Consider the following 25,785-nt stretch of genomic DNA (forward strand, 5'->3'; position numbering starts at 1 on the left):
TTATGGCTGCTCTGGTTTCTCGTTTATTAATTTTTGAACTAAATCAGTTAATGTGGACACGTTAATTGTAAGTATATTAACCTGCTCTTTTAATTGTTTATTTTCTTCTTTAACTACATTTAACTCCTCGGTATTCTTTTTAACCTGTTCAGTTAGCTGTATAAATTCACCATACTGTTGTTGAAAAGCTACAATAAAAATAGAAACAGTATTATATAAATTAATGGCCCGTTTCTCTTTATCTGTAAATACATCGTCCGTATCGTCTGCAATCATACCGAAATACGTTTCAATTTCTTTTGTTGTGTATGGTTCTATTAGTTCATCTGGTTTGTTGACACGCTTTTGATATAGATCAAACATATCATCTTTAAAGTTGTATTGTTTGATGGCCAAATTCATAATTTTCTCGAGAGCTGAGAAAGGAATGTCTTTTATGTTCTCCTTCATATTTCTAGCTGATGTAGGATTAAAGGCTTTCGCCCACATTTGACCATTAGCACCTATATTCTCTTGTGCTCTTAGCGTTCTTAATTCTATATCTCGCCATGCATTTCCATACGTATCTCTAATCTGTAATCCGTTATCATAGCTTGATACAAGACTTGCTCTTATCATTACTCTTCCCATGACTAAATCATGATCATTGACGCCATTGGCAAAGTATATACTGTTACCAGTACTTTTTCTATCGAAATGAAACTCACCATAGTTATTTTTAAAATAATGTGGTTCCGTTGTAGTCACCATAAATTTCCCGTATCCTGGTGCATATCCTACTGAGTTAAAAACAATGTCATTCAAATTATCAAAGTAAAACTTTCCGTCTGAATACATATACATATGTCCGCCATCGTTCATCATTTGAATATAATTTGACCAAACATTATTTCCTTCAGCGTTATTCCCTTTAGATACCCCTAGGGTAGCCCAAGCTTTAGAAGGTTGTTCGGTACCATTTATTCGTGGCGTTGTCTGGAAAATATAAAATGAACCAGCACCATTAAATTTTCTATTATCAGAACCAAGAACCAATGTAGGGTGAATGCTTCCGCTTCCGTCTGATGCTTCTGCAAACCCCATATAAGCACGCGGTTTGATTGTATCGCAAACTTTAAAGTCTTGATTGTTAATTTCAACGAATTTACTTCCAGTAGTTTTAAGTGTTACCCCTTCTAAAACTTGCCCTTTGATATGATCCGCTGTAATAAAACCTCTTAAGTTAATCCTGTTCGCATTCAAAGTAATGTTTTCTTTACTCATATTGAATGCTGCGATTACATCATTTTCTTTTACTGATATGCTAACACCCTTTTCGGTTAACTGAAGACGCGTTTCCATATCTCTTACGTAAGAGTCTTTTGCAAATTGTCCATCCACTTGCATCCTCGTATACACTTCTGTCTTTTTCGCTGCTGCATTGATACCCTGTTCATTGATAGTGAAGCGGTTATCGATTAAAGTCATCTTCTGGTTAAATTGTTCAGTTGCAAGCTTGTTAGCTAATTCATCTAATAAATCTTGTTTATTCTGATTAACTGTTTGCTTCAACTCTGGAATCTTAAACTCCGCAACATAATCCTCAACTTGTTTAAGCTCAACTTTTGCATTGATTGCTGTTGCCTGTTGTTCGAGTTTTGTATTTGCTTCAGTAAGTTTTTTGCCTTGATCTGATACTACATTATTTAAATCACTTACTGTGGAAGATAATCCATTTGCGGTTTGTTCTACTGTAGTCATGCGCTTTTCAAATCCAGCTTGGCTGTTTTGAACATTTGTTACAGTAGTTTTTACACCATCCACACTTTTTTCAATCTCATTTGTTTTCTTGGTAAAATCATCAGTTGTTACCTGCTCTTCAGGTGGTGGCGTCCAATCCTGCGGCTTATTTCCTTTATACAAGGCAACCCATTCCACAATAGATTTCGTACTACTACTCGGATAGTTATATAAGCTTAACTTTCGTTCATTTCCACTTGTAGCCGCAACAGCTTTGAAGGTTACGTAAGTTATTCCGTTAGCGTAAACACTTGTTGCATATCCAACATTGCTAGACCCACCATTCTGCCAAATTCCAAATTTCTGCCCTTGCGGAACACTCCCTTTAATTACAAAGGTATATTCCTCACCCGGAAAGAAATTTTCAGTTAGAGAATATTGATTGATTAGATAGTCTGTATTTTCATATTTAACATTTGATTTTAATAAAATGTTACGTCCACCAGCTTTATTACTATTAACCTTTGTTTCTACACTCGTTAACTTCTCACTGATTTTCCCAGCTTCTTCTTTAGTTTCAGTTGTTGTTTTCTTAAGCTCACTTGTTGTTTGCTGCACATCAGAAATAGTCTTCTTTGTACCTTCTACAGTTAATTCAACTGTATTTAATTTATTGCTAATTTCACTATCTTTTTTCGTTAACGATTCAATTGAGGTTTTGAATCCATCTGAAGTTTGCTCTATTTGAGTTACTTTTTTATTAATATTACCTTGTTCGTTTTGTACATCAGAAATTGTACGGCTGACACCTTGTAAACCTTCCTGTACTTTATTGAATTGTCCTGTAGCTTGATTTTGCGCTTCTTGTACCTTTTGGTTTAATTCTGTTGTCGTGGACTCAATATCTTTATTAACCTGCTCAAGTGTTTCTTTCTTAACTAATTCAACATCTGGTACGACCGATTCCCAAGCTGTACCTGTCCATATTTTTAAAATGCCGGGCTTTCCGTTACTAATATCACGCCAAAGCGTTTTATTAGGTTTAAGCCCTGTTGTTGGTGGATTCTTAGCTTCTATAATTTCAACAGTATTGTTTTTAATATTATCTTGTACCTTTTCAGCAAGTGTTTTCGCTGCTTCTGATTCTTTCTTAGCGTTACTTGCTGTTTCATTAGCTTCTTTCACCAATTTATCTAGCTGATCCAGCATTTCTTGTTTCTCACCGAATTTACTAAGGATTCGATTGTAAATCTTTCGTAATTCCTCGTTTGGGTCTACTATCTCTCGATAATCCCCGAATTCATATTTATCCTGTGCAGGATCAGTGAAGGATTCGTCACCAGCAATCACACGCGCTTCAAGATATAGCTTAGGTGTGAAGCCTGTATCTTTGATTCGGATTGTATCTCCTTCATTGATTAGTTCATGTGCTAGCCCGAAAATGCGACCGATCGATTGTGCCTCTACTTCATACGAAACGGAAGAATTAATACGTTTTTTCAGTTCCATTTCCATTAACGTCATTAAACGTTGTGGCGTCATATTTAACTCTTCTGTTTCTGGTGTATAAAAACCAAACTTATGCTCGCCTCGTTCGTTCCAGCGTTGAAATGCATCATTATCAACAATATATGGAAGCCCATTGTTAATACTTTCAATAGTAATTACATTATCGCCTTCACCTTTTACAAATCCGACTAACGCTGTACAAATATCCCTTGAATGTTCAATACGTGTAACACCTATCAAATCTTTACCCAACTCTATTTCTTTCCCAGTGTCTCGGCCGCGCCTTTGAATCATATCAACATACCATCCAACTATTTGTGACCCTTGAACCTCAACGCGGTATTGAATTTCTAATTTGAATAAAGAAGCTATTTTCTTTAAAAAAGTTAGCGGATCCATAAATTCATCAATGGTCATAGTGTGAAAACTTGCATAATCTGTTTTTCCACGTTTCCATTTCATGCCTACAAGAGCCATATCAATAAATTCGTTTACTGTTTTACCTTCTATCCTTTGTGGTTTTATAATGCCTGATTTAGCGATTTGAACCCAAGCTCCTGAAGCATATGTGGTAATGGATCGTTTATCTGAATTCTTCTCTGTTTCTGTAATGACATATGGTACAATTCTTCCATCGCGAACTTCTTTTAGAACAAGATTTTGTTGTTGTAATGTAGCTGAATGAGTAGTTCCATCAAAAACAGTGAAATCCAACATATCAACATTGTTTTTAATTTCCCAATGCCTTTTATCGTTCCAATAGTCCTCTGGCTGGATAGCTGCGACGATTTGATCCGTTTTAAAATCCACAACATGCAAAATCCCGCTTGGTCTTCTCATCTATATCTCTCCCTATAACTGATTGTTGCATTTACATCAGGTGGCATTATATCGATACGATTTTCACCACGTATTACGATAGGAAAGTTACTAAATATTTCTTTTAAATTGATTGCATTTTTCCCGTTAATCGTGACAAGGCTTTTCTCAGTATCAATTACAACTTTGTCGCCAGTATCTACTAAGTATGGCTTACTTTGGTCAGATACCTTATTAATCTTCCAAACCTTCAGATCATCAATCCTCATTAAGTTAGTAGGATCACTAGTCCCCCATCGTTGAATACCGATAGCTATTTGTGCAACCCTTCTACCTGTTACTGTCATTGGATTTTTTTCATCATCTGTAAAGAATTCAACCGCCTTATAGTCGTCTATTTCTGTTCCGTCTCGGAATCGAGCAAAGTAAACAGACCACTTTTTACCACGACGAGCAATTGCCATACGACCGTAGAAATCATTAAATGCTGTATTACCACTACCTCCAGAGTCAAACAGCTTTCTTGTATTATTTGGTTGCGAAACGTCTCCGATGCGTGCAAATGCGTGTGTCTGTTTAGCTGTCCAATAAAGATCATTCATGTTAACATCGGCTACTATATCGCCTTGTTCATCCAACAAGAACATACTAACTCTTCCCATTTCCCAATAGTTCTTAGCTATCAGAGTGACATATATTTCAGCCTTGAAATCAGTAAGAGGGCCACCAGGTATCGAGCGTTTCCATATAGGGCCCGTAAATTCTGATTTATTCTGATCTCCCCATTCACCAACTTCAAATGCGAATTTACCCTCATTAACTTTAAATCTACCAGTACTTTTCATACTTCCAATTTGTCCGGCGTCAGTCCAACCAACGATATTGTTCATTTCACTCCATAGCACACGCTCATTTTCTTGCACAGGATTATCATTTATAGACAAGATTGATCCAATACGGAAATAATTACGATTATTAGGATACTCTCCAAACCATACATCTAAAAAGGTGCTTGGTTTTTTTACAGTCATTTCAATTAATGCTGGAGCTTCTACACTCCCCTTATTAGTAAAATAAGAAGTTGTCTCTGTAGACCATTCTTGTACAAATGGATAAGTTTGTACTATTCCCAATTTATAAGGCATCGGACAAATGAAAGTGAGTACTCCTTCTCCTAAATTTACTAATTGTTCTGGGTCAAATGCTTCATCAATAACAGCTAAGTAAATACGATCCTTTTCGTCATCAAAAACAAGTTCCTGAGGTTGGTCCGTAATAAGCCAATCAGCTATCTCTTCCTTTAATTTTTCTGCTTCTTCCATAGATTCATATAACAATGAAACCGGTACAATTATTTTTCTCATTTTCGTTTGCGTTCTTATCAAACGTCCACCTGGATAGTGAGGTACTTCAAGGAATGTACGCTCCAAAGGAGCCCATGCAGGGCGTTTTTTACCCTGCAATGGAATTACATTTGGATTTCTTTTACCATTAAAACTAAAGAAACTAATTCCGGTCATATCGTCACCTACCTAAAATACTTTACGTCTTTCTTTTTCTTGTTCTTGAAACTCATTAACATCTTGGTAAATCTCTCTAGCTATTTCTCGTCCGTTTAAATTAACTTGCAAAATAGTTGGACCTTGTGATGCATATTGTCGCGCTCCTACTTGTTGTGCTAATGGTAATGATCCCATTATTCCATTGGCAATCGCATCGAATGTTTGTTTACGGAGGGGCAACACTGTTTCATCGTACCCATGGGCATCGCCCACGCCAATTAATGTAGGGTTACCTGGTTTAATTAACGCTCCGTTCGCAGCCCATTTAACATCGAATGATGGCAGACCTTCACTCGCCCAATTAACAGGGTTTAATGAACCTTTCACACTAATCTTAGGGACAGGAATATGAATACCGCTAAACATATTAGCAATTCCGTTTCGTATTTTATCAATCCAACCCATAATCCCACTCCAAGCCTCTTTAATAGGATTAATCAGTTTATCTTTAATTTTCATAGCAGCTTCACCTATATCGATTGCCATACGAACTACAGAAGCTATTGGTTCCTTGATAAATGTCTTGAAATATCCAACGACAGTAGACCACATGCTACTAATCGTAGAACCAAAAGAAGATGCAAGCCCTTTTACTGCACCGAAAATTTGTTTAACAAACGAAAACTGGATAAGCCCCCAGATTAATTGGATTGCGCCACTAAAAATTTGTTTTATCCCTGCCCACATTCCAGAAAAATCACCAGTTAAAACAGATGCAAAAAACTTGATAATTCCCATAATGAGATTAACGGCACCCTGAATAATATCTTTTATAGCGTCCCATGCACTTTTTACAATCATCATTACAGCTGGCATTACAAAAGCTATAATAGATTGAATGATTGAAAAGGCATTTTTTACAGCTTGTACAATTTGATCTCCGTTTTCTTTCCAAAATGCAGCAATTTGAGAAATTATTCCGTTCACAAAGTTAAGGACATCCGTCAGCAAAGGCATTAAATAAGGAGCTATCGTGTTAAATACACCTTTAATAAATTCCCAAGTAGCGCCGATTATTCCCATAATTACAGGAGCAGCAGCTGAGATTAAGTTTTGTACATTTTCTATAAAGTTACTTAATTGGGCATGCACATCCTGAACAAACATAATAATGTCAGCCTTTTTCTCAGGCGAAAAACCTAACTTATCCAAGAAATTACTAGCAGCTCCCAAATCACCAGATACGAGGGCTTTCATAGTTTCTACCCCATATTGCACTGCGGCTGTAGTTTCTTGTATAAACTGAATTGAATTAGCAGAGAAACCAAGTTTAGTAAGAATGTCATATCCCTCAACCATGGCATTTCTATCACCAGAAGCCGCGAGCCAAAAATCTTGAATTGCTTTGGTTATTAACTGGATATTACCTATATAATTGTTTAAATCTACAAATCTTTTAATTGTACCGTCAACCCACCGGACCACCTGAGTTAATCCAAGGACAATAGCAGCTAATGCAGGAGCGATAAGTGTAAAAATCGTTATAGCTAAACCTTCTAGCGCAGATGTGAATTCAATCCACTTTCCTTTTAGATTGTCATTCATAGTTTTAGCCATTTTCGCAGCTGCACCATCAGCTTTTTCTAATGCTTTTGTATTTTTCTCTAATTTCTCGCTACCTTCTTGCATTAAAGCTGCCCAGTTTTTATATGCTTCTGCACCAAATAACGTTGTTAATGTAGCTGATTTTTGTTGGTTTGTCATACTACCTGTTTTATCTTCTAATTCTTTTATAATCGTTGGTAAAGGTTTAATCTTACCTTGCTGATCAAAGAAAGATAAATTCAACTGATCCATAACTTTTCGCATTTCTTTTGTCGGTTTAGCTAAACGCCCTAAAGATGTAGCGAAAGCTTGTCCTGCAACTGATCCTTGCAAACCACTATTTGCCATCGCCATAATTGCCGCTGATGTTTCTTCCATACTGAAACCGACAGTATGGGCTGTTCCAGCAGCATATTTCATCGCTTCGCCCATTTGTGTTACATTTGTATTTGAGTTAGAAGCAGCCAACGCTAATACATCTGCTGTATGGGTCGCTTTATCAGCTGACAATCCAAAACCACTCATGATATTAGACGCTATATCTGCTGCTGTACCTAAATCAAGTGCACCTGCCGCGGCTAAATCTAACATGCCAGGCATTGCTTTCATAATATCGCCAGTTTTAAAACCAGCTTGCGCAAGGTACATCATCCCTTCCCCAGCTTGTGTAGCGGAGAATTGAGTTGTTGCACCTAATTCTTTAGCTTGAGCTTCCAATTGCTTCATTTCACTTCCGGAAGCACCGGAAACAGCTGCTACTTTTGACATGATTTGTTCAAAGTTAGCACCTGCGGAAACAATACCAACAAGTGCGGCTCCTGCCCCTAATGCCATACCTGCCATACCACCAATAGCTATAGCGGAAGTCCCGACAGCTGCCCCCATTGAACCAGCCATTCTACCTACGCTACTAAAACCTCTATTTAAAATCCCTGTAGTTCGTTGACCGTGCTGTTCTGCTCGGTTCAATCCACCTCGTAATTCATCATCACGCAAGAATATTGAACCAAACATACGAAATAGTTCCATTTATTCACCCGCCTTTCCGCGGATTTTCGCAACTCGAGCAAACACTTCTTCTTTTGTGAGTTTCTGTTTCGATGTTTGTTCGATTGAATTGTTGTATTGTTTTACCTGTTCTTGCGTTGGATTTTCGCGCTTATGTTTAAATTGAGGAAATGTTTCATCGCAGTACGGTTGTAGGGCACACCATTCCTCCCATAGCATGCGGTCCATTTCTTTTTTCTTTACGGTGAGATACAAATTAATAACTATCTCTGCATCCAAACTCCTTATGTACTCCATATTTGGATAGCGAGAAGCTAACGTATCGATGAAGTCTATTTCATCAAGTTCACCGCATTGGAAAAAAGCTTAACCAATCCCACTTCTGAATCCTTGATTGTAATAAATAATCGAACTAACTCTTCTAGATTTAAAGTTCGAATCGTTTCCCAGTCTGGAGATGTTTTTTTACCATTTTCATTTTCATGAACAAACAGTCCAGCTACAAATTCAAAGAATTCTTGCTCCGCTTCTTCTAATCCGAAGATAAACTTCATGATGATGTCATAACCGAACGTTTCTTGTGCAGCTAATACATCCGCTTGCGTTGCACCTTCTTTATTTCGTACACCCATCATTAAATCTTTTAGTAAGTTAATATCGACCTTAAATTTCGATTTCTTTAAAATGCGAACTACGGAAAATAAATCTCCGCCATGAATTTGTCTCACTTTGTATTCTTTTTCTTGAATAGAAATAGTCATATTGATTCCTCCTTAAAATAAAAAGAGTAGGGATTATTCCCTACTCTCCAATAAATTTAGCCGCTTCTGTTGCAGTTAAAATTCGCATCTTCCATGGTACTTTTCGAATATTGTCTGGGTCACGGTGTCCAGTGAATGTAACCTCTGGAACTACTTCACTTTCATTTTCAAACCCCATTTCTAAAGAACCGTCAGATAACGCGTTATATACGATAATCTCAGCGATATCGCCACCTAATGTTTCGCCTACCCATGCCACATTTTTTAAATAACTCTCTTTTGTTAGACGTTCTGTAGCTTCAATCACGTCGTACTTAATTGCTTTCCCATCTTTTGTAACAGTCTCTTCTGATACTTTTAATCCAGCAATAAAGTTTTTAATTTTATCTTTATCAAGGAATTCAAGCGTTTTAAAACTGATTTGAGTTTTTGATTTTGTAATACGTTTCATCCCCATAGTGTCACCTGGAGAACCATCATATTCAATTTCTTTAAACTCTGGCTCATACTTAAACGAACCACCACCTTGTGTAGCCCCTACTGGTAGTTCATCTTTTTCCCCGTAATTAAAAAAGAATGCACCCCAATCTCCGAAGAGGACATTTTCTGGTTTTGGTTGTGGAGCTGCCATATACTCAATCCTTTCTATTGTTTAAAATAAGTTCGTAAAATGAAGCGTACTTCTTTACGTCTAATATTCGGGTCTGGATCCGGTACTTTCTGACTCGAAAGATAAGAAATAGCAGCACCAAATTCAGCGCTGTTTAATCTTTTTCTATGAAGATTATTCTCTAAATCAGTAATTAACTTGTCAATCTTTGCTATATGAGCAGAAGTACCGTAAATATCAATTGTAAGCATGATATTCTTCCGCCCCCATGGTTCTTTATCATCGCTCACTGTATACACCAGATAAGGCATTACAGCCGTTGTTCTAGCACTCTCATAATACGATTCTTTGTGAATTCGTTTCAATTCACCGTGCAATATGTTGATAAGGTCATTCATGGTATCTACCTCATTAATGACGAATAAGTTCGTGTGCCAACTTGTGTAATTTGTGGTTTATTATTCTCTGCCGCTGGTCTAAGGAATGGTTGTGCGTGTTGTCCTTGCGTTTTAACCATCTTCCCTGTTTTGGGATCGCGATACATCCAAGGACTTTTACGACCGTCCCCATCAACTGCATAGATTCCTGTGCCTTTCTCAACGTAAATGCCGTAATCAGAAGATGTACCAATAACAACCTTTTCTTGCTCTGCTTTGGAACTAATGCTTCTTCTTAGATTGCCAGTGTCTACAGCAGCAAGTAATTTAGCTTTAGAGGACACAAATTGACCTACAGCAGTATGAGCCGCTTTCTTTGCAGCTAAATGCCTTGCCATAACAGCAGCTCTATTTGATTGGAATTTCAGGCTCATATGGCAACATCTCCAATTCTATTTGAAGGAATCTTCCTGCATTCATTGGATCACCTGGATAAGTAACGCTGTATACCTTTTTATCAATTACTAATCTATCTTGAATAGTTACATCGAATGGTAAGCAGTAAAAGAAATGTGTACTCTTCTCTTCTACCTTCTTATTGCGAGCGTCCTTTGTTCCTTGTATAGCATCCAATACACCTGTTACAGCTTTAATCTCTTTCCATTCGTCCGTTGGATATGGGCCATCATCAGAACCAGCATTACGAAGTAGTGAAGCATCTTTACCAAACTTACGAATCATGGATTGAATCATAAGACACGCAGCCTCACTTTCAGCCCTTTTGTAATACTTGCTGGGTAATCTCCTATTTCGTCATAAGTAACAGAGTAGTTCCCTAATGATTCACTTTTCTTACCTTCTCTTTCCTGCTCCTTATACTCGTAAACTACCATCTTTGCGATGATACCAGGATAAGCAGGAGGGAATTCAGGAATAGTTCTATTCGTGTATTCAGCGACCATAAACATTGTATCTTCAATACTTATTAATAATTTTTCATCACTTATATTAGGTACTTGTAGTTTTACACGTTTTAGAATTTCTGCTTTCATATCCATTTACTCACTCGACTTTGCAGGTGTTTGTCTTTTCTTCTTAACCGTTTCTTGTTTCGGTTCGTCTACTTCTTCATATACAGGGTCATTCTTACAACGTTTTACATGATCTGCATCCGTTACTTCCCATGTGACATCTGTGTCTGTATTTAAAAACCAAGGCATATTATCTCTCCTTTCAAAAGAAAAGAGGAAAGGCTTAAGCCCCTCCTCCTGTTGATGGTGTAGTTGGTGCAATTGAAGCTGTAAGTACTGCTAATGATTCTGGGCGAAGTACACCACCACCATAAACCATAAGACCACGAACGCCATCTGCAAATGAATTTTGAAGGCGTTGCGCTTCTGTTTCATTTAACTGTTTACCATGGCCAATACCTGACTTATGAAGAGCAAGAATTTTATATTTACCAGATGTATTGTGAGTCTCTTCTGATACAACGATTTGTGAACCGTTAATCACTTGTCCTTCTACAACACCATTCTCTAAAATGACAGGTTGTTTTGTGAAACGGTCATCTTTAGATAGTAATCCGAGAATTTGAGAGTTAATGATTGTGAAACGCTCAGTTTTAGGTACTTTCTTCATGTTTAATTTTGTATTCAGGTCAACAATATAGTCGTATGTGTTTTTAGGTGATAATTCGATTGCTGCAGCATCAGTACCGATTACATTGTCTTTATGAGCACCTGTGTAAAGGCCTAATATAAATGTATCTACCGTTTCCTGAAGCACTGACCCAGCTTCTTGTGTATGTGGGTCAATTAAGTCTCCTGCTGCTTGTACAGCGTCTACATCATCTACTTTGAACGCAAAGTACTTCTTCTGATCCATATTGATTTCTACTTTAGATGGATTTGTATCATCCCATTCAACAGAACCTGAGTAGTCTTTTACATTCACTGCACCGACACGGTTAAAAATAATTTTGTTACCTTCAATTTTTGCTGGTTTTGTTGTGATTAAATCCGCGATTGAACGCTTGTGGAAATTCGCCATTAAACGAGCTTCCCAAATTGTTGGAATAAAAGTTGCTACTGACATATATTAATTCCTCCTTAATGTTTTTCCATAACAAAAGAGATCACTAAAATAGCAATCTCGTTTGTTCGTTTTATAATTTTTTTAACTATACTACTTAACTTTTCTATTATTACTTACCCCAACTGCGCATATCTTTCTGAATTTGTGCCCAGTTTGCATTTATTTCATCCTGATTCATTGAATTTACTTGTTCTCTTGTAAATCCAGTCCCAGTTCCGCCACTAACATGAATTTCTCGGCCCGCAGCTTTAAATCTTTCGACTACTTTTGCTTCTAACGCCGAAGAGAACAAATCATTAAATTTTGATACTCTAGATTTTGTATCCTCTACATCTGAACCGATAACAAAATCTACAAATTTAAGGTCTAATCCAATCGCTGATAATCCATCTGCTGCCGCACTTTGCATTTCTTTCTGATGAAGTATTCTTTCTCGCTCTTCTAGCTGTTCCTGAAGTTGCTTCATCTCATACTCAGCCTTTTCTTGAGCTGTCATAGAAGCGGTTTTGTAGTTCTCTAGTTCTTTCTTGGTTGCATTAAGTTCTTTCGAATATTTTGAACGAACTCTATCTTCTGCTGATTGCACCATTTTCTCGATAAATGTTTTTGTTGCATCATCTAATTTCGGCTCTTTCTGTCCATCAATTGGCGCTTCCTCTTTATCATCTGCAGGTGGCGTTTGTTCAGTCGGTGGTGTATCTTCTGCTGGTGGTGTATTAGGGTCAGAGAAGAACTGCATACCTTTCAAGCGTAATGGCGCTTTTATTGTTTCTTTAACAAACTTTACTGGCAAATCTTTAACTAAATATTGTCTCATCATTTTTTCCTCCTTTGAGTTCCTATGAATACGCCCTATATAGTTCGTAATCTATAAGCCCTCAAGTGTTTTTATTATTCAAGAGAGTCTTTCCACTCTTTGTAACTAACTGAACCAATCACTTCATTCCTGCCTGTTGTCGGGTTTCTAGCCCTTCTCTCAATGAATGGACTGACATCTGCTACTGCAGTAATGAATGTGCAGCGGCAACGAACGACTTCTTTAGCAGGTAAATTACTGTCATGCGGGTATTCACAGCTATAACCACCTACTTTAAACAACCCTTTAAACGGTACTTTCTGATGATCTGCTGCTTGGTGAGTAGGTCGTGTACGTTTATCTAATGTAGAAATCCAAATCTTCTCCATCGCTACACCTTCATCAAAAGCATGAGAGGCACTGTCATAAGTACCTAAGTTTTGTACCCTAGCACTTTCTGTCCAAGCAACCATTTGTGCTTTCTTTGCATCACCATCAAGTATTGGTTTAATACGATTGGCCATTGTTGCATATCCTTCACCTTTTCTAAGGCCGATGGATAATTCTTTACGTATTCGGCTAATTATCTGTACTCGATGTGTACTTAACCTTTGATTGAGTGTCATTTTATCGATTGGCATTTGTACCGCGCGCTTAATGACGTTCGGGTCAAGAAGACCATACGAAAGATCCACGCCGACTTCTTTCTCGATGAGATAACTCGTATAATAAAAAGACTCTCCATACTGGTTAGAGAGCATTTCATTGAGAGTTTTCTTTTTCTCATATGTTATTTCATTAATAACTTTCTGCAGTTCGCTTTGCATGTTTTTATATCGATTGAATCGACGCATTTCCTGCATACTTAACTGCTCATTCACCGCATATTTTGCATAATAAAATGCCAGTATTCCCCTGACTTCTTCTAAAGCATCTTTATACAGGTAGAGAATCGCCTTTTCCAGTTCGTCCTCTATCTTTTGGAGGTGTTTCTGCTTCTTGTTCCATTCCATCGTTTTCACCGCCTTTATGTACAGTGTCTAAATCGATAGAATCAACCTCTTCTTCCTTCATCTTTTGTAATTCTGCCTTTGGATCAGGAACAACAGATAACATAGATAATCGTGTTTCTTCGCTTATTAAACCTTGTAGTTTAGACTGAACGTCAGCTTCATCAGATAAGTTGGCTGGAAGATTACGAGTGAATTGGAATGTCATGCAAAGATAATCAAGCTCAGCTTTGTTTGAACGTAAATTCCAAGCGTCGAATAGTAACTTGAATTGTTGTCGCAATGACTTGGTAAACTTCATTTCTAACGTTCCTGATTTCGTTTCTAATGCTAGTAGCTTATAACGAATAGCAACCCCCGTGAGGTTACCACCGAATGATTCATCAGAAAGATTAACATGCTTTGTAAAACGGCATATATTCTTTTCTAATCTATCTAGATGGTGTTCCAAGATGTTGTCATTAAGATCCTTAGTTAAAAATGAAGCCTCGCCATTCTCACCTACATCAAGAGCTCCAGTTTGTTTTAACTTCCCGATAGTATCATCATCTATATCAACACCTTTAAAAATCATATAAGCCAAGCGGAACTGCTCAATTTCACTGTTCACATCAGAAAGTGCTCTGTCGTACCCTTCAATAAGCGCAATAGCTTTATCAACATCCCCCTGCAATTCTTCATTGTTTGGAAATCCGATAAGTGGTACACCTTTGTATAAATTAGTGATTCGATTTGTTTCTTGCAGCTTATCTAAATCTTCACCAGTGTACTCAATGATATGAGTTTCGTTATAAAACTCCACCTTGTATCCATCTTTAAAATCGTCACCATCAATTACTTTAATTGAGTAGCAGCGGATAGCGTATTTAGGCTCTGCAATGCTTAAATTCGTAAGAAAGATAGCTTCATAAGGTTTGATATTCATAACCTTTTCTTCACCATCTTTATCATGGTAAAGCAGTCTCGCCCCATATCCACAAATAGAAGCAAACTTACCTGTTTCCGCATCAGCATCTTCAGTATGATTCGCTTTTAAGAAGTCCTGGATTCGTTTTAACACTTCTCCATCTTCATGATCTAAGCTATATGAAATAGGTAATCCAAACATATAACCAATCTTCGTATCGATAATTTCAGAAAAGAAGTCATTGTTTAGCTTATTATTTACCTTATCCTTATTTCCATCACCTTTAAACTCACGAGTAAAGATAGGTACGCCTTTTTCACTTGCTTTGTATCGTTCATACCTATTAATCATTCGTTTTTTTAACGGTTCAAATTCATCAATAATCTTTTTGAGCAGCTTGGGTGTAGGCTCCCCATTATTTTCATCCAGTAACGGAATGTAGTGTTCAAACATCGTCTCACCTCCTTAATAGATTGACTTAACAGCTCTTGCTTTGTTATTAGACATAATTACGGTATTCACAAAGTAACGATCACTATCCATTTGATGGTCATTCTGCTTAATCGGTTTGTCTTCACCGCGCTCCATTGCCTTCTCATCCCATACATAAGAAGAGAACTCACGCAGCGTTTCTTTACAACAATCGCAGAATTTAATTAATTCAGTTGTCAATGCAGTCGCTACATTACGTATTCCATCTAATACATCGTTCTTCGCCTTTTTCACTTTCCAGCCTTTTTGTTTCAGTAAAATAATAAATGAGCTTGCCGAAGGGTCCACGATAATACGCTTGGTTAGACCATTTGCAAACTCAACTAAATCATCATAATATTGTTCATCTGACTTTTGTAAATTCTTCTTACGAGCGTCATGATGGTACTCTTTCACCTTATACCAAATACCACCACATAAGCCCCATAAACCAAAAGCCATAGGGTTTTGTGTACCGTAATCGCAGGATATATAGTACTGTTCGTATTTTCTTGGATGCGACGGTACAACATGTTCATCTTCATTAAACATACTATATATTAAACCTTCCGCCATTACCCATAAACCTAATATATAGCGTTGATAGAACACACCACTAAACATACGTTTAAAGCGGTCTTTTACTTTCTCAGAAAGAGATAAATTATCGTCCATTGTGAATTTTAAATGACAAACTAACTTCTCTTTTTTCTTATCGATAAGCTCTGTTTTTACAAAGTGATATGGCGAACCAGGATTACAGTTCATAAATATCTTTGCGCCATCAACAGAACACCGCCCAATCATTTGATCTATAAATAATTTAGGAAATAGTGCAGCTTCATCAGCAAATGAGCCAGCAGCAGTTAAACCTTGTAACGTATCCTGCGAATTCTCCTTATTAGCTCCAAACAAGTAGTACGTATTCCACCCAATTTGCAGATAGTTTTCAGAACGGTTGTAATCATATCGCCAACCCCATGCGGTAAGTATTTGTATCATAGGGTTGATTACGTTACGTTTTAATGAGCCAATTGATTTACCAGCAATGATAAATGACTCACCTTTAAACTTTTCTTGTGACCATTGCAAGAAACTACAGATCATCGAAATTGTTTTACCAGAACGAATTGCTCCATCTGCAATAACGATGTCATGATTCTCATATGGCGAACCATCTCGCCACCACCACAATAATTGTAATTGTTTATTTGAAAACGGCTGGAACTTAAATGATTTGGTTTTCCGCTTTTTAATCCTCGCCATCTGCATCACCAAATACTTCTTTCATCTTTTCTGGATCAGGAGCAGTTGCTTGTAAGAAATCTTGAATTGCTTCTGCATTATCATCATCTTCATCACCAGTTAAATTTGCAATTTCAGCATTAGCTTTCTTTATGTTCGCTTTCTGTACTTCCATATGCATCTTGTGACGTTCTTCTTCAATTTTTCGCTTGAAGTTATCAGGCACTAAATCGAAGTACATCGCTAGTTTATCAAGTGCTCTCATCTTGTCAGCAAGCTTGATAGAAATGCCTTCTTTGCCTTTTTTCACTTCCGCAATGATAGAGCCATCAACCATATCTGATTCATTAAAATCAACATAACTAATGGTTCTCATGACTGGCTTTCCATCTTCATCCTTTACAGGCCCAAACGGCCCCATAACTTCTACATCTTTTTGACCAAAGGTTACGTAATTTGTAATATCAGCAAAAGCAATTTTGATATACTCATTCAATACATCCATCGCTTCTACAAATATATTCTCAACCATTTCACCTTTAATCTCTCGAATGTACGATGCTACACGTTCTCTTCTCAGTAACCGGCTACTCGTAACATGCGCGCTACTCTTTGCATAGCCAGCTTTCAGTGCAGCTTGCGTACCATTAAAATACTTCATGTAATACAAACAAAAGAGCCGTTCTTGTTCTGTCAGCTCTTCATCATCTAGCATCTTTTTTAACTTGGCTTTTGTCTTGGGATTTTTAACATTGGTAACGCTCCTTTTCGCAATAGTAACGTTACCTTTTAATTGTTCGTCCCATTTATCTTGTGATTTCCACTTTCTGATTTGCGAAGGTTTGAGGTTTAACTCAGCTGCAATATCAATTAATGGCTTCTCTCCTTTACTTGCTTTATATATTTCAAATGCTTTGTCACGATCTGGGCTACGTTGCCTAGCCATATTCACCACCTCGCGGTAATCCCTGAATTATTTCACGGAAAATTCAAAATATCAATTCACAAATATGTCCAAGTTGCTATAATAAAATTAACATTGCCATCTGGAGAAGTAATTCGCCTCCCAAGCGAGTTGCTTTTCCTTTTTTATGCCTATTGTTTTAAGAATTCATCTACCGTTTTACCAAGCAAACTAATCATTGCTTCTCTCTTTTGCTTTGGTGTTGTGTTATCTTCCAACTCATTAAAGATTGGAATTGCGTTTTCTAACTTCTGTTTATCGATACGCTCATTTACAAGATCTTGTCCTAACATTGAAATGAATGTACCTATTGCAACCGCTTGTTCTTGTTTAGTTAGTTTCATTTGTCCAACTCCTCCCTATGATAATTCCTAATTTATTCTTGAAATTCTCTAAAACTCGATGTATTATATTTTTGTGTTTTTCTCAGTTCCCGAGCCGAGAATACATCATCACTTGTGACAGGACCCGAACTCTAGCGGGTTCTTTTTATTTACTTGAACTCATTTTCGAATTATTGTATTATATTTTCGGGTCTTGCTCCATAAATCATTATCAGGAGAATCTGCATGTTTGCAGGTTCTTTTTTTATTCCTCTTCTTTTAAATCTATTTATTTAAATGTAAAATTGTAAATAAGTTCTAACATTTTGAATCGAGGTGAACACAATGAAAAGTTTTGGTATGTTAGTAATCTCCACTATCTTTTCAGCTCTCCTAGTATTTTATAATGTCAATTCCTTTTATAATAAATTTACATCAGGGAATACATATTACTGGGTAAACGGTATCCTAGCTACTGGATTTCTTATATCCTTAATTATCAACATAAAAGATATCATCAAGAAAAACTACACAACTTTTGAATCGAATTAAGGAGCCTATTACGGTTCCTTTTTCTATGTAAAATAAAAAAGCAGCGGATTCGCTACTTTTATTTGTTCCAATCTTTAAAATCGGTATATTTACTATAAGCTGTTTCGGTTGCATTTCCGTGCCAACGATTCTTAGCGTTTTCTCTTTTATCTTTCACATTAAATTCGCTTATATCTCCATTTTCATTTAGCCATTTTGGATTATCATGAGCGTATTTATCGTTGAACATCCTTGCTTGCTTTAACGTTTTGAACCCTTTACCAAGAGGGTGTTCAATTCCATCTTTATGTCCAACAACTATATAGCTTTTCTTATCTCGTTCACCTAACGTTTTAAAATAAGGTTCAGTACCGCGTTTTATTTTCTTCACATCAACATCCTCTTTCAATTCGCCTTAGATTTATTATACAAAATAAAAATAGCTACTTTTGAAAAGTTTCATACTTTTTTATGAAAAAAATCTTATTTTAAAAAAATCCATCTGTTTTTGTTCAGTTTTCGTGGAGAACCTCCTTCTAGTTTGTATATACCCATGTAGACCAAAACTCCTACATCGAGTGCGCCTACCTTTTTAGAAGGGGGGTATGAAAATGAAATTCAAAAAGACAGAATTAGAAAATGGAACTAGGATTTCAGAACAAGAATTCGATCTTACCGGATTCACTTTAGCTATTGCGGAATTAATCCGAGCTCTCCACCAAGCAGGAATCATTTGATTCTTGCTTTTTTCATTCGTTGTGTTCGTTTGTTTTGCACAAAAGAAAAAGCACCTACTGAATAGATGCTTTTTTCTCTTTTCCACCAATTCTCACAATACAAATATATTACTTTGATTCCAAAACAACCGGCACACTTATTGCCAAAAAGCGGTCACGAATCTGCCACTTATTTTAATTCGCTAATAATCTTCAATTTCCTAGATTACTTCGCTTTAAAAACCACGGTAAATAGATTGGATTTTCTTTTAGTAATTATGCTTGATCTGATTGTAGAACATGTAATGGAGGCGGAATAATCCAACCTTTTTTCTTATTCAGACGAAGTAATATAACTCCAGCTTGTGCTTTTTTCATATGAAATTGACCAAACATCATTCCAACATCTTCTCGAAGAGATTGTCCCATAGCTTGACTACATGCTACTAACCCAGCAGCAAGATCCATAGAAACTTTTGCGGCAATTTCTGCATCATTAATACGAGCACCAGGAGGAATCGTTTCAATAGATGCAACTGGTCTCTCTGGAGGTGCTGGTGGTAATGCAACACCATTCAATTTTAAGATATTTTTTAATTCTTCAACTTCTGCTTGGATATCATTCTCTACAAGGTTCTCTAAAAATTTCTTTAAATCCTCGTCTCCTGTGTGGTTAATAAGAACTTGATATCCAGCAATTGTACCTTGTGCCGCTGCAAGATAACTCCAAATCCCAAAGACTTCTCCATAATGCATTGGTTCATTTTGTGGATTTCCACTTAAAATACCCATAAAATTATTCCTCCTTAAAGAAATTAGACTTTTAGCAACAATACTTACTATAGAAAAAATTTTCCTAACCATGTTCTGGATTAAAGAAAATAAGTTCTTATAACTCATAAGGAACACCTTACCTAAATATAGTAATCACCTCTCATAGAATGTACCGTTACCAAAAATTTATGCTTATAAAGAATAAATACATTTTAATTAACTTAATCCATTATTATTAAGTACTTTTAATAATAAAAATTAAAGATTTTTATCATAATTTGAATTCAAATGGTTTTATATATTTTCAACCGAATATTGTCTAAAAGAACTGGAGACATTACTAAATACGAAAGGAGGGAGAACCATGAAGAAAAAACTTTCATCTATTTTAGGTGCCCTATTACTAACTATTACGTTTTTTGGTACAGGCGTCCATGCTGAATACGATGGATATAATACGAATAGAGTTAACAATAATAATAGTACAACTCGAGTTAATGACTATAACACGAATAGAGTTAATGACTATGACATGAATAGAGTTAATAATGATGTAAGAACTCGAAATGTAAATACGACAAATGATTTAAATGATAATCGTAATAAAAATAATAATTGGACTTGGCTTGGTTTATTGGGACTACTAGGATTATTTGGTCTTAGAAAAAAAGACAAAGATCCAGAAACACGTTAATGTAGAACATTGCATTTAATTTTTAAAAATATTTATGTATTATCAAAAGAATGCAAAATGAATAAATTATAAATCGCCTTTAATAAGGCGATTTTTTATTTTTTAAAATCAATAACGCTGTCACTTTACTCATGAGTTGGCCGAAAGTTTTAATAAGAGGCGTTATTTTGCCACAATTAAAAAGAACCATAACCTTGCAAAAGTGTATAGTTATAGTTCAAATCACACAAAAGTTGCTTATTGCCATTCTAGTCTACTTTGCTTCGCTTAAACGAACACTAGTATTATCCGAATAAATAAGTAAATTTGTATTTTTAAGACGAAGTGCTACCTGAACCGCCAAGTAAACCGCCAAGAGACTTTATCAACTTTTTCAATATTGGTTTAATATCTTCTTCGGAAGTTATTCTAATACACGGTAATTCAACTTGGAGTTTCGTTCCCAAAAGAACAACTGTAATTGGAACTGGAATTGAAACACAAAGAGCTTCTTTTCCATCACATTTGCACTTATATTGTTGCGATTGTTGTTGTGGTTGTTGCTGTTGTTGCTGTTGTGGTTGTTGTTGCTGGTGTTGCTGGTGTTGTTGCTGGTGTTGCCATTGTTGTGGCCTTATCCCTCTACTCATATCTATATTTCTGTTGTCCATTACAAAACGATAAGACTCGTTTGGATAATACGGGTGAAAAGAATTTTCGTATTCATAATGACCATTATTCATTTTTCCATCTCCTTCCCGTTACATCGTATTAACCTAGTAGCCAATGGGTTCATTGGATTAACATTATTATTCGCTCATTATTTTATAGTAAAAATCCCCCATCACTTACCCATATCTTATATTTTGTGTAAATAAGCCAAATGCTTTATCACGATTCGGACTACGCTGTCTCGCCATCTACATTTCACCTGCCACCTCGCGTTCGAGTTTGTTTTGCGTAAAATGAAAAAGCATCCATTTGGATGCTTTCATACTCTCACTTACATAATTCTTGTTTCACATAACAGTCCCGACACTCATGCAAGGCAACTGGTGCTCCATAAAACACCTGACCGTTTCCATCCCCTTTTGGTTTTTTCACCCAATCTCTCATTTGATCACAAATTCCACCACAAAATTTGCAACGCTTGTTATAAACTTGTACACATTGAACAGCAGGAGATACCTTCCAAATTGCATTCCAGTTCACATTCATTTCATTGACTGGATGTTCTTGCGGATTAAGATACTTATTGAATCGATTAACCATATCTATTCCTCCTTTGGTTTAGTTTCATCAATTGAAACCACTTGCGAGGAAGAAGTCAAGAGCAAATTTCAAACATTTTTTATGTCACCTTTGAACTTAGCAAAGGTATACTAAACTCAATAAGAAACATAAAAGCCACGGCATTTATGTACCGTGGCTGAATATATAAATTCAGTTGGTCTTTTCGTCCTTTTTGCGGATTCTTACCGCCCTTGCCCGTTCTCCGGTAACGTTTTGATAAAGGGGCTATGATTATAGTTTATGAGCGCATAGATACGTTATCCCCACACTATTCTTCTTTCAAAGAACAATTAATCGTAGGAATATCATACCGTCGATTTCAATGTAAAAAGGTACCCGTTTTAGTGCCCAAAACAGTGCCCCAAAAGTTCTATTTTTTTATATCATACCTAATGCTGTAGCCAAATTAACGATTCCAGATTTTCTTTTTCTATAAAACTTTCCTCGTTTCATACCAAGAACAGTATAAATATAATCATCATTCAATTCTTTAATGCTCATATACTTCATTTCAAGAATCCTTTGTTCATCCTCATCGAGAGCTTCCTCAAAAGCTCGTTTTAACTGTCTATACTTCAACTCATGTTTGTCCACTTGCTTTAACTCAGGAAACAGCAACTCTGCTCCCAATTCCGTTCTTTCTTGCTGATTTTGGAATCTAACACGTAACACTCTGTATTTCCGCAACTCTTCTATCACGAAAGGGCGGATTTCTTTCTCCTCTATATGCTTGAAAAATGATAATTGGTCCAAATATAATCCTCCCACGTCTCAATCCTTACATATATAAGGCTAAAACTTTAAATATTTTAGATATGTACCTTTATATGAGTATGAAATTAGTTCGTAATCTACAATCGGCTATAAACCTTTATTTTTTTACGTCTATTATTATGTAATTTACTAGCAGTGATCATTTAACTAAACAAAATCTCACCAGATTCTCTAAGCATATTTAATGGTTTTCACCTGGCATAAAGTATAAAAACAATTAAAGAAAAGAGACTGTCTTCAAAAGTTAATCTGTGGATACTTTTTTGACAATCTCTTTTCTTATATCAAAATTTTCAACTACAAAACTTACAAGTGATTATACGAATGTTATACCTGCACTTGCAAAGCCTGTAATAGCAGTAGCTATATCAAAACCAGGTGTAGTTGATGAAACAACAAGTAATATCTTATCTTGTGGAGCTACCCCAATTGCTTCTGCGACAATACCACTTGAAGTAGCACCGATAGCAATTAGACCACTAAATGCTGGTGTTAATAGTAACGGTGTACCCACTGGAGTGAAAGTATTACTTGCTGCTGGTGCGCTGTACAACTGCATTTGAATTTGTATGCTTCCTAATGCCACAGCAACCGCCACAGTTACACTAAAGAATCCTGCTAACGAAGTAATTGTACCTGCGCGAGGAGCTACAAATGCGAAGTCAAATACTGGAGGTACAGGACCTATAGTAATTGGGCCACCAGGTGGGATAATTACAGGGAAGAATGAACTTCCAAATCCAAGAAGTGCTCCTGTGTTTGCTAATCCACCTAAAACAGTAGCTAATCCTACTGGTGTTCCTGATGCAAACGGAATAACCGCTCCAGCTCCTGTTAGACCTGTTGCTCCTGTTAGACCTGTTGCTCCTGTTGGACCTGTCGCTCCTGTTGGGCCTGTCGCTCCTGTTGGACCTGTCGCTCCTGTTGGACCTGTCGCTCCTGTTGCACCAGTTAGACCTGTTGCTCCTGTTGTTCCTGTTGCTCCCGTTGGGCCTGTTGCTCCTGTTGCTCCACCAGTACCTGCTGGACCTGTTGCTCCCGTTGGACCTGTTGGACCCGTTGCTCCCGTTGGACCCGTTGCTCCCGTTGGACCTGCTCCGGTTCCTGCTGGGCCCGTTGGACCTGTTGGGCCTGTTGGACCTGTCGCCCCTGGCGTAGCATTGATTAATTGAATTAATAAATTAAAAAGAAGTTGTAAAGTTGCAGAATCAACATTTGAGTTGCAGGATATAGGGATAAGATCTAAAGCGAAGAAGAATTGTGCAAGGGCGCTATAAAATTGTTGCAATAATGTTGACAATTGTCCTAAATTAGGTGCTGGAGATTGTAATAAAACTATAATACTTTGAGTTAATTGTTTCAAAAAATTAACTTCTGGGGAAGGTAATAAGGAATTTAAGAAAGTTAAAAATTGATTAAATAAATCGAGTAACGCTAATCTGTTTGCATTACTTGGATTTGCAAAAAATGCTGAAATAGCTGATACTAATGAATTTAGTAAAGCAATTAATTGATTTAATTGTTCCCTAGTAATAGGAACTGACTGTGGATTTTTACAACAATCTGCTGAAAAAACAATCGGATTGCAGTTATTATGATCAAAACAATCATTATGTTTCATTTATTTCCTCCTTATTTAATAATTTTGAGAGAATACTCTTATACTAAGAAACACTCAATTGTAATAGCGTTGAATATTTTTAAATATTCATTTTTCTTAGAATAAAAATAGTTACTAATAATTAAACTATAAAAATTCAGTTTAATTACTTTCACAACTCACATAATATAAGTATACGCATCTATTTATCTAATGCTTAGATTAATTTCCTAATAAAAACGCATATTTTTAAAGGAATACATTATTACTCCTATCAACGTGTTTATTATATCAATAAACGAAAAGACATATTAATTTATCAGTTCAAAAATTCCATTCTAGAGTAATATCAAATGAAATTTTTTGAAAAAGTTTAATCCTCACAGCCTAGTTATTTGTATCATGAGTTTCTAATAAAGCATTTTTTTCCATTAAGAGCTAATTATTTTGCTTTTGCTGACTAATTTTATTTTTTTGTAACAATTTATACTCATCTTACATACATTATTTTGAATCCTTACTTTTCGAACCATTTAATTGTTCATGACTCACAAACATTAACAATATATGAATGGTGTACTGATTCATAGAAGAGTACCAAGAATGGTGCTCTTTTTTATTTTTTTGTAACAACTTATACTCATCTTACATACATTATCTTGAATCCTTACTTTTCAAACCATTTAATTGTTCATGACTCACAAACATTAACAATATATGAATGGTGTACTGATTCACAGAAGAGTACCATATAATGGTGCTCTTTTTTATTTCAAAAATTTCATATGAAATCTGTATACTTTTTTGACCAATTTCCAATAAAATTTCTTTAAACCTCAAATAATATCATTGATTATTTACTCCGAGAAAAGAAATTTTTCGAAGACCCCTTTTTTAATACACTAAATATACTTTAAATTTTGATACATACTTTAAATACAGAAACCTCTAAGACATTTCAGTTAATATTTCTTTAAGATTAGAGCAGTTAATGCAAATGACTGCTCTATTTTAATTTTCATTACATAAACTTGATATTTTCGTCCATACTATACAAAACTCACGAAATATTTATACTCCTTAAATTCGTGGATGTAATGTTCTTAAAGCAGTTAGCCTATGCTAGCTGCTCTTTTGTATTTAGTTAAAAATAAATTTTAGGTCTTATTTCTTTTCTATGTCATATATTTTTAACCTAAACATCCAGCTCAAAGTGTTACCTCCTATTATAAAGAGCACTTATATATGGTGCTCTTTTTTATTTTGTTTCCTTTCATTACTGAATAACATTTTTAACCGTGTCCATACTATTTTTGTAACTTAAAGTTACAAACTATTGCTGTAAGCGCAGCGTTTCTTTTGTACAACAAGCAGTTAGTTTTATTAACCAGCTGCTTTGTTGTGCAAAAGAAAGAGTTTTTTTAAATGCACATGTATTAAGAACATACATAAAATATAATGCGGTATTCTTTTTCAATATTAGTTTTGGTTAGAGAGCACTTTTAAGAGTGCTCTTTTAATGTATTGCAATGTATGACATCACGTTTTACATACAATAAACATAGATTGAAATGAGCACGCAAGACATAATTTTTATAAAATCGTGTACATTTTTTGTACACGATTTTATTATTAAATAACTATTTTATTGCACTTCCTAACTTACAGTAATGTTCTTGAAAAAACATTCATATATATTTA

General features: G+C 35.9%; 28 protein-coding genes. 3 read left to right on the top strand and 25 right to left on the bottom strand.

The window, feature by feature from the left end; all coding sequences use genetic code 11:
- The 18 genes from QCI44_RS15155 to QCI44_RS15240 form a co-directional block, all read right to left on the bottom strand.
- Positions 1 to 4,068 carry a phage tail spike protein gene (locus QCI44_RS15155; protein ID WP_353811259.1) on the bottom strand — a complete coding sequence of 1,356 codons (4,068 nt, stop codon included), beginning with the start codon at positions 4,066 to 4,068 and terminating at the stop codon, positions 1 to 3.
- Entirely contained in the window at positions 4,065 to 5,567 is a 1,503-nt protein-coding gene (locus tag QCI44_RS15160; protein ID WP_353811260.1) for a distal tail protein Dit, read from the bottom strand. The genes QCI44_RS15155 and QCI44_RS15160 overlap by 4 nt, the downstream gene beginning before the upstream one ends.
- 12 nt (positions 5,568 to 5,579) lie before the next feature.
- The gene (locus QCI44_RS15165) at positions 5,580 to 8,183 is read right to left on the bottom strand and encodes a phage tail tape measure protein (protein WP_353811261.1); all 2,604 of its coding nucleotides are present in this window, start codon (positions 8,181 to 8,183) and stop codon (positions 5,580 to 5,582) included.
- Positions 8,184 to 8,441: a hypothetical protein gene (locus tag QCI44_RS15170; protein WP_353811262.1), complete on the bottom strand. Its 258-nt coding sequence runs from the start codon at positions 8,439 to 8,441 to the stop codon at positions 8,184 to 8,186.
- A 53-nt stretch (positions 8,442 to 8,494) separates the two neighbouring features.
- Positions 8,495 to 8,923 (bottom strand): hypothetical protein, encoded by a 429-nt coding sequence (locus tag QCI44_RS15175; RefSeq protein WP_353811263.1) that lies wholly within the window; start codon positions 8,921 to 8,923, stop codon positions 8,495 to 8,497.
- Between the two features lie 40 nt (positions 8,924 to 8,963).
- Complete coding sequence (locus tag QCI44_RS15180) at positions 8,964 to 9,554, bottom strand: hypothetical protein (RefSeq protein WP_353811264.1); 591 nt, start codon at positions 9,552 to 9,554, stop codon at positions 8,964 to 8,966.
- Positions 9,555 to 9,568: 14 nt separating this feature from the next.
- Complete coding sequence (locus tag QCI44_RS15185) at positions 9,569 to 9,931, bottom strand: hypothetical protein (RefSeq protein ID WP_353811265.1); 363 nt, start codon at positions 9,929 to 9,931, stop codon at positions 9,569 to 9,571.
- 5 nt (positions 9,932 to 9,936) lie between these two features.
- Positions 9,937 to 10,344 (bottom strand): HK97-gp10 family putative phage morphogenesis protein, encoded by a 408-nt coding sequence (locus QCI44_RS15190; protein WP_353811266.1) that lies wholly within the window; start codon positions 10,342 to 10,344, stop codon positions 9,937 to 9,939.
- Positions 10,319 to 10,663, bottom strand: a complete 345-nt coding sequence (locus tag QCI44_RS15195) for a head-tail adaptor protein (RefSeq protein WP_353811267.1) — start codon at positions 10,661 to 10,663, stop codon at positions 10,319 to 10,321. The genes QCI44_RS15190 and QCI44_RS15195 overlap by 26 nt, the downstream gene beginning before the upstream one ends.
- The gene (locus tag QCI44_RS15200) at positions 10,660 to 10,968 is read right to left on the bottom strand and encodes a head-tail connector protein (protein WP_353811268.1); all 309 of its coding nucleotides are present in this window, start codon (positions 10,966 to 10,968) and stop codon (positions 10,660 to 10,662) included. The genes QCI44_RS15195 and QCI44_RS15200 overlap by 4 nt, the downstream gene beginning before the upstream one ends.
- Positions 10,969 to 11,130 (bottom strand): hypothetical protein, encoded by a 162-nt coding sequence (locus QCI44_RS15205; protein ID WP_176536121.1) that lies wholly within the window; start codon positions 11,128 to 11,130, stop codon positions 10,969 to 10,971. It lies immediately after the preceding gene.
- Positions 11,131 to 11,164: 34 nt separating this feature from the next.
- The gene (locus QCI44_RS15210; RefSeq protein WP_353811269.1) at positions 11,165 to 12,007 is read right to left on the bottom strand and encodes a hypothetical protein; all 843 of its coding nucleotides are present in this window, start codon (positions 12,005 to 12,007) and stop codon (positions 11,165 to 11,167) included.
- A 109-nt stretch (positions 12,008 to 12,116) separates the two neighbouring features.
- Positions 12,117 to 12,827, bottom strand: a complete 711-nt coding sequence (locus tag QCI44_RS15215; RefSeq protein ID WP_483299559.1) for a DUF4355 domain-containing protein — start codon at positions 12,825 to 12,827, stop codon at positions 12,117 to 12,119.
- Positions 12,828 to 12,898: 71 nt separating this feature from the next.
- Positions 12,899 to 13,666: a phage minor head protein gene (locus tag QCI44_RS15220; protein ID WP_353811528.1), complete on the bottom strand. Its 768-nt coding sequence runs from the start codon at positions 13,664 to 13,666 to the stop codon at positions 12,899 to 12,901.
- A gap of 73 nt (positions 13,667 to 13,739) precedes the next feature.
- Positions 13,740 to 15,173: a phage portal protein gene (locus QCI44_RS15225; RefSeq protein ID WP_353811271.1), complete on the bottom strand. Its 1,434-nt coding sequence runs from the start codon at positions 15,171 to 15,173 to the stop codon at positions 13,740 to 13,742.
- Between the two features lie 12 nt (positions 15,174 to 15,185).
- The gene (locus tag QCI44_RS15230; RefSeq protein WP_353811272.1) at positions 15,186 to 16,457 is read right to left on the bottom strand and encodes a PBSX family phage terminase large subunit; all 1,272 of its coding nucleotides are present in this window, start codon (positions 16,455 to 16,457) and stop codon (positions 15,186 to 15,188) included.
- Complete coding sequence (locus tag QCI44_RS15235; RefSeq protein WP_098348121.1) at positions 16,444 to 17,382, bottom strand: terminase small subunit; 939 nt, start codon at positions 17,380 to 17,382, stop codon at positions 16,444 to 16,446. The genes QCI44_RS15230 and QCI44_RS15235 overlap by 14 nt, the downstream gene beginning before the upstream one ends.
- 149 nt (positions 17,383 to 17,531) lie before the next feature.
- Complete coding sequence (locus QCI44_RS15240) at positions 17,532 to 17,744, bottom strand: hypothetical protein (protein WP_000778969.1); 213 nt, start codon at positions 17,742 to 17,744, stop codon at positions 17,532 to 17,534.
- A 324-nt stretch (positions 17,745 to 18,068) separates the two neighbouring features.
- On the opposite strand from QCI44_RS15240, the gene QCI44_RS15245 reads away from it, so the two are divergent.
- Positions 18,069 to 18,275 carry a hypothetical protein gene (locus tag QCI44_RS15245; protein WP_353811273.1) on the top strand — a complete coding sequence of 69 codons (207 nt, stop codon included), beginning with the start codon at positions 18,069 to 18,071 and terminating at the stop codon, positions 18,273 to 18,275.
- Positions 18,276 to 18,333: 58 nt separating this feature from the next.
- On the opposite strand, the gene QCI44_RS15250 is transcribed toward QCI44_RS15245, so the two are convergent.
- Positions 18,334 to 18,645: a hypothetical protein gene (locus QCI44_RS15250; protein ID WP_353811274.1), complete on the bottom strand. Its 312-nt coding sequence runs from the start codon at positions 18,643 to 18,645 to the stop codon at positions 18,334 to 18,336.
- A 220-nt stretch (positions 18,646 to 18,865) separates the two neighbouring features.
- Here QCI44_RS15250 and QCI44_RS15255 point away from each other — a divergent pair, with 220 nt between their 5' ends.
- Positions 18,866 to 18,991, top strand: coding sequence for a hypothetical protein (locus tag QCI44_RS15255; RefSeq protein ID WP_353811275.1), 126 nt, complete (start codon positions 18,866 to 18,868; stop codon positions 18,989 to 18,991).
- Positions 18,992 to 19,246: 255 nt separating this feature from the next.
- On the opposite strand, the gene QCI44_RS15260 is transcribed toward QCI44_RS15255, so the two are convergent.
- A complete protein-coding gene (locus tag QCI44_RS15260) occupies positions 19,247 to 19,762 on the bottom strand; it encodes a DUF3231 family protein (RefSeq protein ID WP_353811276.1) in 516 nt (171 codons plus the stop codon).
- Between the two features lie 346 nt (positions 19,763 to 20,108).
- Between QCI44_RS15260 and QCI44_RS15265 the strand changes: the two genes are divergently transcribed.
- Positions 20,109 to 20,438, top strand: a complete 330-nt coding sequence (locus tag QCI44_RS15265) for a WGxxGxxG family protein (RefSeq protein WP_353811277.1) — start codon at positions 20,109 to 20,111, stop codon at positions 20,436 to 20,438.
- A 314-nt stretch (positions 20,439 to 20,752) separates the two neighbouring features.
- Here the strand turns inward: QCI44_RS15265 and QCI44_RS15270 are convergent, their stop codons facing one another.
- The 5 genes from QCI44_RS15270 to QCI44_RS15290 form a co-directional block, all read right to left on the bottom strand.
- On the bottom strand, positions 20,753 to 21,160 hold the full coding sequence (locus QCI44_RS15270; protein ID WP_353811278.1) for a hypothetical protein: 408 nt from the start codon (positions 21,158 to 21,160) through the stop codon (positions 20,753 to 20,755).
- A 105-nt stretch (positions 21,161 to 21,265) separates the two neighbouring features.
- A complete protein-coding gene (locus QCI44_RS15275) occupies positions 21,266 to 21,337 on the bottom strand; it encodes a phage terminase small subunit-related protein (protein ID WP_353811529.1) in 72 nt (23 codons plus the stop codon).
- Positions 21,338 to 21,416: 79 nt separating this feature from the next.
- Positions 21,417 to 21,689, bottom strand: coding sequence for a hypothetical protein (locus QCI44_RS15280; RefSeq protein WP_353811279.1), 273 nt, complete (start codon positions 21,687 to 21,689; stop codon positions 21,417 to 21,419).
- A 399-nt stretch (positions 21,690 to 22,088) separates the two neighbouring features.
- Positions 22,089 to 22,463: an ArpU family phage packaging/lysis transcriptional regulator gene (locus QCI44_RS15285; protein WP_353811280.1), complete on the bottom strand. Its 375-nt coding sequence runs from the start codon at positions 22,461 to 22,463 to the stop codon at positions 22,089 to 22,091.
- A 337-nt stretch (positions 22,464 to 22,800) separates the two neighbouring features.
- Entirely contained in the window at positions 22,801 to 24,105 is a 1,305-nt protein-coding gene (locus QCI44_RS15290; RefSeq protein WP_353811281.1) for an exosporium glycoprotein BclB-related protein, read from the bottom strand.
- Between the last annotated feature and the right edge of the window lie 1,680 nt (positions 24,106 to 25,785).

Origin of the sequence: Bacillus cereus group sp. RP37 (assembly GCF_040459695.1) — a bacterium.
Taxonomy (GTDB): Bacteria; Bacillota; Bacilli; order Bacillales; family Bacillaceae_G; genus Bacillus_A.

Coding starts and splice junctions, on each gene's coding strand:
- QCI44_RS15215 (WP_483299559.1), bottom strand. CDS start 12,827: ATGATGAGACAATATTTAGTTAAAGATTTGCCAGTAAAGTTTGTTAAA.
- QCI44_RS15290 (WP_353811281.1), bottom strand. CDS start 24,105: ATGAAACATAATGATTGTTTTGATCATAATAACTGCAATCCGATTGTT.
- QCI44_RS15260 (WP_353811276.1), bottom strand. CDS start 19,762: ATGGGTATTTTAAGTGGAAATCCACAAAATGAACCAATGCATTATGGA.
- QCI44_RS15265 (WP_353811277.1), top strand. CDS start 20,109: ATGAAGAAAAAACTTTCATCTATTTTAGGTGCCCTATTACTAACTATT.
- QCI44_RS15180 (WP_353811264.1), bottom strand. CDS start 9,554: ATGGCAGCTCCACAACCAAAACCAGAAAATGTCCTCTTCGGAGATTGG.
- QCI44_RS15195 (WP_353811267.1), bottom strand. CDS start 10,663: ATGATTCAATCCATGATTCGTAAGTTTGGTAAAGATGCTTCACTACTT.
- QCI44_RS15245 (WP_353811273.1), top strand. CDS start 18,069: ATGAAAAGTTTTGGTATGTTAGTAATCTCCACTATCTTTTCAGCTCTC.
- QCI44_RS15270 (WP_353811278.1), bottom strand. CDS start 21,160: ATGAATAATGGTCATTATGAATACGAAAATTCTTTTCACCCGTATTAT.
- QCI44_RS15155 (WP_353811259.1), bottom strand. CDS start 4,068: ATGAGAAGACCAAGCGGGATTTTGCATGTTGTGGATTTTAAAACGGAT.
- QCI44_RS15210 (WP_353811269.1), bottom strand. CDS start 12,007: ATGTCAGTAGCAACTTTTATTCCAACAATTTGGGAAGCTCGTTTAATG.
- QCI44_RS15200 (WP_353811268.1), bottom strand. CDS start 10,968: ATGGATATGAAAGCAGAAATTCTAAAACGTGTAAAACTACAAGTACCT.
- QCI44_RS15235 (WP_098348121.1), bottom strand. CDS start 17,382: ATGGCTAGGCAACGTAGCCCAGATCGTGACAAAGCATTTGAAATATAT.
- QCI44_RS15280 (WP_353811279.1), bottom strand. CDS start 21,689: ATGGTTAATCGATTCAATAAGTATCTTAATCCGCAAGAACATCCAGTC.
- QCI44_RS15255 (WP_353811275.1), top strand. CDS start 18,866: ATGAAATTCAAAAAGACAGAATTAGAAAATGGAACTAGGATTTCAGAA.
- QCI44_RS15165 (WP_353811261.1), bottom strand. CDS start 8,183: ATGGAACTATTTCGTATGTTTGGTTCAATATTCTTGCGTGATGATGAA.
- QCI44_RS15225 (WP_353811271.1), bottom strand. CDS start 15,173: ATGTTTGAACACTACATTCCGTTACTGGATGAAAATAATGGGGAGCCT.
- QCI44_RS15220 (WP_353811528.1), bottom strand. CDS start 13,666: ATGCAGGAAATGCGTCGATTCAATCGATATAAAAACATGCAAAGCGAA.
- QCI44_RS15160 (WP_353811260.1), bottom strand. CDS start 5,567: ATGACCGGAATTAGTTTCTTTAGTTTTAATGGTAAAAGAAATCCAAAT.
- QCI44_RS15175 (WP_353811263.1), bottom strand. CDS start 8,923: ATGACTATTTCTATTCAAGAAAAAGAATACAAAGTGAGACAAATTCAT.
- QCI44_RS15230 (WP_353811272.1), bottom strand. CDS start 16,457: ATGGCGAGGATTAAAAAGCGGAAAACCAAATCATTTAAGTTCCAGCCG.
- QCI44_RS15205 (WP_176536121.1), bottom strand. CDS start 11,130: ATGCCTTGGTTTTTAAATACAGACACAGATGTCACATGGGAAGTAACG.
- QCI44_RS15190 (WP_353811266.1), bottom strand. CDS start 10,344: ATGAGCCTGAAATTCCAATCAAATAGAGCTGCTGTTATGGCAAGGCAT.
- QCI44_RS15185 (WP_353811265.1), bottom strand. CDS start 9,931: ATGAATGACCTTATCAACATATTGCACGGTGAATTGAAACGAATTCAC.
- QCI44_RS15240 (WP_000778969.1), bottom strand. CDS start 17,744: ATGAAACTAACTAAACAAGAACAAGCGGTTGCAATAGGTACATTCATT.